This is a genomic window from Streptomyces diversicolor, from assembly GCF_057537855.1.
Map to the genome: position 1 here is coordinate 173,082 of NZ_BAAJXA010000020.1, position 8,997 is coordinate 182,078.

Consider the following 8,997-nt stretch of genomic DNA (forward strand, 5'->3'; position numbering starts at 1 on the left):
GCCGGGGCACCGGCGTGACCTCACCGCATGAGTGGCTTCTCCGAAAGGTCAACATGAGTAACTTCACTGGCAAGATCGGACTTGTGACGGGTGCCGGCAGCGGAATCGGCCGTGCGACGGGGGTCGAGCTGGCCCGGCAAGGCGCCACCGTCATCGTCACCGATATCGACGAGACGACAGCGATCGAGATCACCGGGATGATCAAGGAGGGCGGCGGGGAAGCACTGGCCGTCGCCGTCGACATCGGCGACGAAAGCTCCGTGCGGACGGCCGTCGAGCGCACAGTCCCTGCCTATGGCGGACTCGTCTTCGCGGTGAACAACGCCGGCCTGGACTCACACCACCGGCAGCTCGACCGGACGACCCTGGCCGAGTGCGAGCGCGTCGTCCACGTCAACCTGGCCGGAACCTTCCTGTGCATGAAGTACGAGCTGCCCGCTCTGCGGAGTGGCGGCGCGATCGTCGACATCGCCTCCAACGGCGGCCTGTACGCGATCCCGCACGCCCCCGCCTACGTGGCCGCCAAGCACGGCGTCGTCGGGCTCACCAAGGTCGCTGCCGTCGACTGCGCGCCGGACGGTATCCGCGTCAACGCCGTCTGCCCCGGCCCGACCCGCACACCTGGGTTCGAGAGGGTGGCGGCAGGCACCGACATGATCGCGATGCAGGAGGCCATCACCCCGCTCGGCCGGATGGCCACACCGCAGGAGGCCGCGGCGGCGGCGGTGTGGCTCTGCTCGGACGCGGCGTCCTACGTCACCGGGATCGCGCTGTCGGTCGACGGCGGACGACGGGCATGAGAGCGATCGCGGTCGTGGACGACGCGCTCTTTCGGACCCGGTAAGCGGAGCTGAAACCGAGGGCAAGCCGAGCTTGGACCAGGGGATGGGTCCAGGGTCAGAGTGGCTGGCTCACTGCCAGAAACACTCATCGATCACGATCTGAGGATCGGTGTGCCTGCGGGTGAAGTGGTACCGGAGCCACCCCCGGCCGTGATCGAAGTAGATGATGTGCTCGCCACCGGGGCGGGTGGACTGCACGGGTTCGACACTCATTCCGCCTGGGAGGCCGCGGTCGCTGTCGATGCCACGGAAGTACGGGTCGGCGGCGGTCACGAGTTCTGCGCGGGCTTCGTCGACCAAGACCCGGGCCTCTTCGGGGAGCGTGTTTCTGTTGTCCTCGGCGTTCTTGGTCCAGTCGGCTTGCCAGGGCGGCCCCATGAAACCGTCGCTCACTGGCCGGGCTCTGCCTTCGCTGCCGTGCGTCGAATGCGTCCGGCTTCTTCAATGAGTGACTTGGCGCGGGCGTAGTCAGGTTCCCGGCCGGCCGCGTCCTCCAGGCCGTGCACCTTCGCTTCCAGTCGGGGGTCGCGGGCGAGGGCGAACTCGCCCCACCAGCGGGCCATGAACGCGGGGACCGGCGCGAGATCGTAAGCGTCGGCGATGTCACGGCGCCAGTGTCGATCGAAGTCGACGAGAAGTTGCGGCGCATGTTGGGCGATGGCGGCGCGGAGCGCTTTTGGTGTCCTGTCGGGCATGGGGGGTACGGCCCCGGAGCCGAGGGTGGCGGTAGTCATGAACGGCAGTTCCCCTACGTGGCGGTCGGTCAGGCGGCGGTTCGCCTCGTTCGGCCCGGGGCAGTGCCGTCAGGCTTTTCCGCGGATGGTCTCTTGTTGTCCTTGGCGGCGCTTTGTGTGAACCGCTGTCCGGCACGGGCGAGGCTGTTGTCACGCAGCGTGTAGATCATGCTGGAGTCCTTGTAGCCCAGCATGCGGGCAAGCCTGGCAACCCGTCCGTACGGGAGCTTTTCGCCGACGGGTGCGGTGACGGCGGCACGAACGTCGTCTTCCAGTTGTTCGCGGAGCTGGGCGAGCTGCTTTTCCACGCGGGTGATCTCGGCGCGGGTATTGCGGACCCTCTGCACGTCGGGGTCCTGGTTGTCCTCGTGCTGCTTCGCCGACATGCCTCCCAGCATGGCACCACAGACCACGGTTTGCAACACTGTAGATTCCAATACTGTGGTCTCACAGTCCACAGTATTTTTCACGGCCTTGGTTCTTCCGCTCCGGTGACCAGGGCACCCGTCCGGCGTCGCGACGGAAGACCGAAGGAGGTCGGCTTCTCGCGTGGCGGGCAGGCACAGTTCGTCGGGCCGGCATGCGCTGCGTGTCACCGCGATGACGCAGTCGGTGCTGGGCGGAGTGACGCTGTACGAGGCGGCCGGGTGATGTCGTACAGAACGAAGCCAGGTGCCGCGACCGGGGCGCCCACGGCACGCCGGTCGCGGCGCCCGTCCGTGGCGCCCGAGCAGTCGCTCAGATGGAGAAGCGCTCCTTCGTCAGGAGGGGGCGCACCCGTGACGCGAAGCCGCCGGTACGGAAGGGGTGTTGCAGCAGTCCGGGGCGCAGTTGCTGGGCGAGGGCGGCCGCGATCATCCCCTGGTCGAGGGCCAGCACGAAGTCGCTGACCCGTCCGGTCGTCACGTTCACGGAGTCCCGGAAGCCGTACCTGTCGTCGTACGCGCCGAAGTCCGCGTCGAGCGCCTTGAGGTTCGCGAAAGCCTCCGTGCGGGCGTACGGCAGTGCGAGGAAGGAGGCGTGCGGGGTGACGACACCGAGGGAGTTGTAGCCGTCCTCCTGCATGCCGATGGCGTCGACGCCGTATTCGCGGTAGCCGCCCTCGGGGATGTTGGCGGGGGAGAAGCCCCAGTATCCGTAGTTCGCCTCCTGCATGCCGTGCTCGATCTGGCTGCGGACGTAGCGGGTGTGCGTGAGGCCCCACGAGCGCGACGACCATTCGGGCTCCGGCACGAACAGCGGCACCATCAGAGCCTCGAACATCGACCCGCCCCAGGTGGGCACCAGCTTGCGGCCGCGGTAGGTGTAGTGCCCCTGCCAGACACGGACACCGTCGATGGTGGCGTACGAACCCTCGGGTTCCTGCTCCTGGCCCATGCCGGGCAGCAGCGTGCGGAACATGTGCCAGTAGTGCTCGGTGGGCAGGCTGCCGTCGGCGATGCCGAGGTAACTGGCCATCCGTGGTTCGGTGTTGAGGGCGCCGTAGTGGTGTCCGGTCGGCTCGCCCTTGCCTGGCTTGTCCGGCCAGAAGCCGCCGCGGAGCTGGCCGGGGCCGGCGACCGGGTCGGCCGGGTCGTAGGGCGTGTAGTAGTACGACCAGTCGGCGTCGGCGAGCAGCTTCGCGACGCGCGGGCGCAGGGCGGGGGAGACGTCGGCGGCGATGCGCAGGCCGGTGACGAGCCAGGCGTTGTCGACGGAGGAGAGGAACGGGCGGACGGGGTTGCCGTTCTCGGGCCAGGCCGTCAGGACCGAACCGGTATGTGCGTCGTACCAGTTGAACCAGAATCCATGTGCCCGCTCCAGCTGTTCCACCGCGGCCACGGTCTTGGCGAGCCGGTGTTCCATCGTCTCCCGGGCGATCACCCCGAGCCCGCCGGCGGCGGCCGTCGACCAGAGCCCGCAGCCGATGTTGGTCGGCGAGGTCTGCACGGACGGCACCGGGGCGCCGGAGCCGCTGACGTCGACCTTGTCGGTGACGAGGCCGAGGTCGGTGGTCATCGCCTCGATCGAGCGGTACGTCGAGCGGAACCAGGTGCGCAGCAGCGACGCTTCCGAGACGGTCGGAGCCGCGTTCGCGGCCGGAGCCGAGCCGAGTACGAGGGCGGCGCCGCCGGCGCCGGCGGCGGTGAGGAACGTACGGCGGTCCATGAAGGTCCTTCTTCCGAAAGGGCAGGTATGGAAGGGAAGTTCGTGGTGCTCGTGAGGGTGGGCAGGGCGGGGCCGGCGCCTTGCAGAGGAGTGTCGGCCCCGCCCGGGCGCGGGCCTGCGGGGTCAGGTCTCGCAGGCCCGGGGGACCGGGACGGCGGGGCGGGAGTCCCGGTCCCGTACGTCACGGATCGGCCCACCGGGTAGGGAGCCGGCCCCGTGACGGGTCTTCTGCCGAGGGCTCAGAGGCGCGGCAGTGCCTTCTCCCGGCCAAGGCGGCCGAGCCAGTGGGCGGCAGGCTTGGGCGTGCGCGCGAAGGTCTCGCGATCCCAGCCGATGAGCCCGAATGTCGCCTTGTAGGTGCCCCACTCGTAGTTGTCGAGCGCGCTCCAGGCGAGGTAGCCGCGGACGTCGATGCCGTCCTCGATGCAGGCGGCGACGGCGTCGAGTGCTCCCGCGTAGTAGTCGATGCGACGCTGCTCGTCGTCGGTGGCGATGCCGTTCTCGGTGACGATCAACGGCGTGCCGGGGCCGATGAGTTCGGCGGTGTGCCGGATCGCGTGGCCGACGGCCTCGGGGTAGTACTCCCACGACGTCAGGGTGCGTTCGGCGTCGGCCGGGGCCGGGACCGGGCCGTCCGCACCGATCTTGGTCCGGGTGTAGGACTGCACGCCGATCCAGTCGTCGCCGCGGGCCGCCTCGATGAAGGTGTCCTCGCGGGGGCGGCGGTAGGCAGCCGTGACGTCCTCGGCGCCGGTCTCGGCCTGGTAGACCTGGTTGGCGATCGTCCAGCCCACCTGAATCCCGGGGTTGATGGAGCGCACGACCTTCACCGCGGCGTGGTGCGCGGCGATGACCGCGTGCGTCGTCTCCTCGTCGGGGTAAGGCAGTCCGGCGGGTGGGAAGCCCTGCTCACCGCGCTTGGCGAGACCGGCCATCACGGCGATCATGTTCGGCTCGTTGATGGTGCACACGTGGCTGACGCCGTCGGCGATGATCGGCGCGCACTCCTCGACGTACCGCGCGAAGAGCTCGACGGCGCCCTCGGCGGTGAAGCCGCCCAGGTCCTCGAACCACTGCGGGACCGTGAAGTGGTGCAGCGTGATCATCGGGCGCAGGCCGCGGGCGAGCGCTCCCTCGACCATGCGTCGGTAGTGGGCGATCTCGGCGCGCGAGAAGTAGCCGCGGGCGGGCTCGATCCGCGCCCACTCGATGCTGAACCGGTAGTCGGAGAAGCCGAGTTCGGCGAGCAGCTCCATGTCCTCCGCCCAGCGGTGGTAGCTGTCGCAGGCGTCCAGGCTCGGCTCCTGGATGCCGGCTGCCGGGTCGTGCTCCTTGCGCCACCAGTCGCTGTTGACGTTGTTGCCCTCGATCTGGTGGGCGGCGGTGGAGGCGCCCCACAGAAAGCCGTCGGGGAAGGGCGTGCGGGCAGGGGCGAGCGTCATGGTGTTGCCTGTCTTTCTACGGACGTGGGGAGGGCGACCTCGGCGGGTCACTTCATGCCTGCGGTGGCGATGCCCTGGGTGAAGTGCCGCTGCAGAACGGCGAAGACGATGAGCACGGGCAGGACGACGAGGAGCGAGCCCGCCATCAGCATTCCGTTGCCGCCGCCGACCGTGCGGTTGGGGTCGTTCGCGAAGGTCGCGAGGGCCACCGGGAGGGTGTACTTGTCCGGGTCGTTGGTCGCGATGAGCGGCCAGATGAAGTTGTTCCACGACCCGAGGAACGTGAAGATCGTCAGCGTCGCGAGGGCCGGTTTGACCAGCGGAAGCACGATCCGCCAGAAGATGTACCACTCGCCGGCGCCGTCCATCCGGGCCGCTTCGAGCAGTTCGTCCGGGATGGTCTGCATGAACTGCCGCATCAGGAAGACACCGAAGGCGCCCGCCGCGAAGGGCAGTACCAGACCGGCGTAAGTGTCCAGCAGATTCAGCTGGTTGATGAGCACGAACAGCGGCAGGACCATCAGGTTCGCGGGCACCATCAGAGCGGCGAGCACGATTCCGAAGACCTTCGAGCGGCCGGTGAAGTTCAGCTTGGCCAGGGCATAGCCGAGCATCGAGCAGAACAGCAGGTTGCACACGGTCACGAGCACGGCGACGATCACCGAATTCATGAAGTAGCGCGGCATGTCCAGCTGGTCGAGCAGATCCCGGACATTCTGCAGCGTCCACTCGGACGGAATCCAGACCGGCGGACTGGCAGTGAGGTCCTTCTTCGTCTTGAAGGCGCTCAGCGCCATCCACAGGAAGGGCGCGGCCGTGACCAGCAGGCCCAGCGAGGCGACCACGTAGAGCAGGGGCTTGCGAGCCCGGCCGTGAGGCCGGCGGGTGGGGGTGACGGCGCTCATTTCGTGTTGTCCTTCATCAGTCGCAGCTGCAGCACCGTGATGCCCATGATCACCACGAAGAGGACGTATGCCATGGCGCTCGCGTAGCCCATGTTGAAGAAGCTGAAGCCCTGCTTGTACATGTCCAGCGACACGGTCAGCGTGGCGTCGGACGGGCCGCCCTGGGTCATCACGAACGGCTCTTCGAAGACGTTGAGGTAGCCGATCGTGGTGATGACGGTGGCGTACAGCAGCGTCGGACGCAGCAGCGGCACCGTGATGCGGCGCAGTTCCTGCCAGGCGCTCGCCCCGTCGAGGCGGGCGGCCTCGCGGACCTCGGTGGGGATGGCCTGCAGACCGGCGATCATCAGAACCATCACCGTGCCGAGGTTGCGCCACACCGCCATCGCGATCAGGGACGGCATGGCCCATGTCTCCGAGCCGAGGAAGTCCGGTGCTGTGAAGCCGAGTTCGTCACCCAGTCCGGCGATCAGACCGTCCGAGGGGTCGAGTACGAACCGCCATACGATGGCCACCGCGACGATCGTGGTGACCACCGGTGCGTAGAAGCCGACGCGGAAGAAGGTGCGGGCGCGGTCGATGCCGTTGTTGAGCAGGATCGCGACGAACAGCCCGAGCCCGATGGTCAGCGGCACCCCGACGACGACGAAGTACGCGGTGTTGAACAGCGCTCTGAGGAACTGGTCGTCGCCGAACAGCTTGACGTAGTTGTCGAAGCCGACGAACTCCGCCTCCATCGGCCGTCTGACGTTGCGCTGCCCGAAGTCGGTGAAGCTCATCAGGAGCGTCGCGATGATCGGGAAGAGCATGAAGACCGCGAACAGCGCCAGGAACGGGGTGGAGAACAGCCAGCCGGCCAGGTTCTGCTTCCCCGTCGGGCGTCTTCCGCGCCGCCTCTTGCCGCCGCTTTCCGGCTCACTGCCTGGGACCTTCGCGGCTCCGGACCGCGCGGGGGTGGGTGTCGTGATGGACATGGTGCGCCCTTCGGACTTCTGGCGTGGGAGAAGGGGTTACTTCTGGACGAGTCCTTCGATTTCCCTGTTGGCGGCGTCGAGCGCAGATTTCGCGGATGCCTTCCCCTGGACGACCTTCTCGATCGCGGAGTCGATCTTCGAGGTGATCTCGGTCCACTTCGGCTGGGCCGGGGAGACCTTCGCCGACTCCATCTGGGTCTTCCAGACCCTCATGTTCGGGTCGGTGGCGAGCTCGCCCGACTTCCAGGCGTTCACGTTGGCCGGGAGGTCCTTGGTGCGCTGGTACCAGTCGGCCTGGCCCTTGGCGTCGGTCAGGTACTTGATGAACTCCTCGGCGGCGGCCTTGTGTTCGCTGTCCGCGGAGATCGTCAGGGCGGAGCCTCCCGCCATGGAGGCGGAGGTCTCGTCGGCGGGTACGTTGGCGACCGCCCACTTGCCCTTCAGGTCCGGGTAGTTCTCGTCGATCAGGCCCATGACCCAGGGACCGCCGAAGAACATCGGCACGGAGCCGTTGTTGAAGTCCTTCGTCACGTCGTAGCCGGGGCGGACCGACTTCTCGGCGAGGCCCTTGTTGAAGTAAGTGCCGTAGTTCTCCAGGGCCTTGACGGCCTTCGGGCTGTTGGCGACGGCCTTGCCGTCCTGGGTGACGATCTCGCCGCCCGCAGAGTAGAGGAACTGGTAGAAGCTCTGGACCGTGTCGAGGCCGCCGGGCTGGATCGAGAGGCCGTACTTCGTTCCGGCCTTCTTCTGGTACTTCTCCGCTGCCGTCTGCAGCTCGGCCATGGTGGCCGGGGGCTTGTCGATACCGGCCTTCTCGGCGAGGTCGGTGCGGTAGAAGAGCACGCGGGTGTCTACGTACCAGGGCACGCCGTACGTCTTGCCGTCGTACTGGCCCTGCCTCCAGCCCGCAGGGAAGTAGTCCTTCTCCTGGAAGCTCTCGGTGTCGACCGGCTCCAGGGCGCCCATGTCCGCGAACTCGGTCACATAGCTGCTGCCCATCTGCATCACGTCGGGCAGCTTGTTCGCGGCGGCGGCGGCGACCAGCTTCTGGTGGGCGACGTCCCAGCCGATCGGGGTCACCTTGAGCGTGATGTTCGGGTGGGCCTTCTCGTACACCTTCGCGACGTCACCGAGCTTCTCGCCCTCGGTGCCCATGGCCCACACGGTCAGCGTCTGCTTGGCGTCGGCCTTGACCTGTTCGCCGCCGGAGCCGCCGCAGGCGGTCAGGGCCAGTGAGGACGCCAGGGCGACCGCGATCGCGGTGGTGGTGGCTCGGCGGTTCATGGACGGCTCCTCCTTGAGCGGAACATGTGATGTATGCGTTGTCTGTAAGCGCATACATCACTCTGTGGGAACCCGACTGATGTAGCAAGAGGGGGCTTGGTCACACTCTCGTAACAGGGGTGACATCAAGGGGTTGTGCATGTGTCGCGTGTGCGCACGGGTGCGGGTCGACCCTGGACGAAACACTCCGCCAGGCGTGCGTGTGCCTGGGCGAATCGCTCTACGGCGGCCGTCCTCCTGGCCCAACTGATCGTTTCAGAATGAGCTGAGCTGGGGGTCTTGGGCTGGACGGTCTTGGTCGGCAGGGTGTCCGGGGTGCGTGCTGATCTTGTTGCTGACGACCTGCGGCAGCGGCGGGTGGCCCCGCTGCCGCCACCTGTTCCAGAGCGGCGCCGTCGCTGCTCTGGGCGGCGTCGTGTTCCCGACCGAGCGGCACTCGCCGGCGTCATGTACGTGTCGCGTGGCGTGACATCCCCGCGGAGGCGGTGGGCTGCTTCGGGGTGATGGCCCGGCGCCGGTTGCGGGACTGGACCGAGGCCGGCGTCTGGCCACGCCTGGCAGTGGACGTGCGGCGAGTGCCACTCCGTGCTCGACCGCGACCACAACGCAGCCCGCAACGTCCTCTTCGAAGGACGCCGTGTCGTCGCCGCCGGACGGGTGGAGACGTC

Annotated in this window: 10 protein-coding genes and 1 pseudogene; 3 read left to right on the forward strand and 8 right to left on the reverse strand. The window is 67.8% G+C overall.

The genetic code is table 11. The features are described 5' to 3' along the window. The first annotated feature begins 53 nt into the window (after window positions 1-53). Window positions 54-800 carry an SDR family NAD(P)-dependent oxidoreductase gene (locus AC27LF_RS24370; RefSeq protein ID WP_479658495.1) on the forward strand — a complete coding sequence of 249 codons (747 nt, stop codon included), beginning with the start codon at window positions 54-56 and terminating at the stop codon, window positions 798-800. Window positions 801-911: 111 nt separating this feature from the next. Here AC27LF_RS24370 and AC27LF_RS24375 read toward each other — a convergent pair whose 3' ends face one another. From AC27LF_RS24375 to AC27LF_RS24410, 8 genes are all read right to left on the reverse strand, one after another. Beyond that, window positions 912-1,235: a hypothetical protein gene (locus tag AC27LF_RS24375; RefSeq protein WP_479658496.1), complete on the reverse strand. Its 324-nt coding sequence runs from the start codon at window positions 1,233-1,235 to the stop codon at window positions 912-914. Continuing rightward, window positions 1,232-1,576, reverse strand: a complete 345-nt coding sequence (locus AC27LF_RS24380) for a DUF6247 family protein (RefSeq protein WP_479658497.1) — start codon at window positions 1,574-1,576, stop codon at window positions 1,232-1,234. The genes AC27LF_RS24375 and AC27LF_RS24380 overlap by 4 nt, the downstream gene beginning before the upstream one ends. Before the next feature lie 29 nt (window positions 1,577-1,605). Continuing rightward, window positions 1,606-1,962: a hypothetical protein gene (locus tag AC27LF_RS24385; RefSeq protein ID WP_479658498.1), complete on the reverse strand. Its 357-nt coding sequence runs from the start codon at window positions 1,960-1,962 to the stop codon at window positions 1,606-1,608. 352 nt (window positions 1,963-2,314) lie between these two features. Next, entirely contained in the window at window positions 2,315-3,724 is a 1,410-nt protein-coding gene (locus AC27LF_RS24390; RefSeq protein ID WP_479658499.1) for a glucoamylase family protein, read from the reverse strand. Between the two features lie 239 nt (window positions 3,725-3,963). Continuing rightward, a complete protein-coding gene (locus AC27LF_RS24395) occupies window positions 3,964-5,166 on the reverse strand; it encodes a glycoside hydrolase family 1 protein (protein ID WP_479658500.1) in 1,203 nt (400 codons plus the stop codon). A gap of 47 nt (window positions 5,167-5,213) precedes the next feature. Then, complete coding sequence (locus AC27LF_RS24400; RefSeq protein WP_479658501.1) at window positions 5,214-6,071, reverse strand: carbohydrate ABC transporter permease; 858 nt, start codon at window positions 6,069-6,071, stop codon at window positions 5,214-5,216. Further along, the gene (locus AC27LF_RS24405) at window positions 6,068-7,045 is read right to left on the reverse strand and encodes a carbohydrate ABC transporter permease (RefSeq protein ID WP_479658502.1); all 978 of its coding nucleotides are present in this window, start codon (window positions 7,043-7,045) and stop codon (window positions 6,068-6,070) included. The genes AC27LF_RS24400 and AC27LF_RS24405 overlap by 4 nt, the downstream gene beginning before the upstream one ends. Before the next feature lie 36 nt (window positions 7,046-7,081). Further along, window positions 7,082-8,329, reverse strand: coding sequence for a sugar ABC transporter substrate-binding protein (locus AC27LF_RS24410; protein WP_479658503.1), 1,248 nt, complete (start codon window positions 8,327-8,329; stop codon window positions 7,082-7,084). Between the two features lie 315 nt (window positions 8,330-8,644). On the opposite strand from AC27LF_RS24410, the pseudogene AC27LF_RS24415 reads away from it, so the two are divergent. Both AC27LF_RS24415 and AC27LF_RS24420 read left to right on the forward strand, forming a co-directional pair. Beyond that, window positions 8,645-8,886, forward strand: a pseudogene (locus tag AC27LF_RS24415) (transposase); the annotation flags it as partial. A gap of 28 nt (window positions 8,887-8,914) precedes the next feature. After that, window positions 8,915-8,997 (forward strand): hypothetical protein (locus AC27LF_RS24420; RefSeq protein WP_479658510.1); only part of this gene is annotated, 83 nt, incomplete at its 3' end.

Bases quoted from the DNA above. Each gene is read 5' to 3' on its own strand.
- AC27LF_RS24410 (WP_479658503.1), bottom strand. From the start codon at position 8,329: ATGAACCGCCGAGCCACCACCACCGCGATCGCGGTCGCCCTGGCGTCC.
- AC27LF_RS24390 (WP_479658499.1), bottom strand. From the start codon at position 3,724: ATGGACCGCCGTACGTTCCTCACCGCCGCCGGCGCCGGCGGCGCCGCC.
- AC27LF_RS24405 (WP_479658502.1), bottom strand. From the start codon at position 7,045: ATGTCCATCACGACACCCACCCCCGCGCGGTCCGGAGCCGCGAAGGTC.
- AC27LF_RS24400 (WP_479658501.1), bottom strand. From the start codon at position 6,071: ATGAGCGCCGTCACCCCCACCCGCCGGCCTCACGGCCGGGCTCGCAAG.
- AC27LF_RS24370 (WP_479658495.1), top strand. From the start codon at position 54: ATGAGTAACTTCACTGGCAAGATCGGACTTGTGACGGGTGCCGGCAGC.
- AC27LF_RS24395 (WP_479658500.1), bottom strand. From the start codon at position 5,166: ATGACGCTCGCCCCTGCCCGCACGCCCTTCCCCGACGGCTTTCTGTGG.
- AC27LF_RS24380 (WP_479658497.1), bottom strand. From the start codon at position 1,576: ATGACTACCGCCACCCTCGGCTCCGGGGCCGTACCCCCCATGCCCGAC.
- AC27LF_RS24385 (WP_479658498.1), bottom strand. From the start codon at position 1,962: ATGTCGGCGAAGCAGCACGAGGACAACCAGGACCCCGACGTGCAGAGG.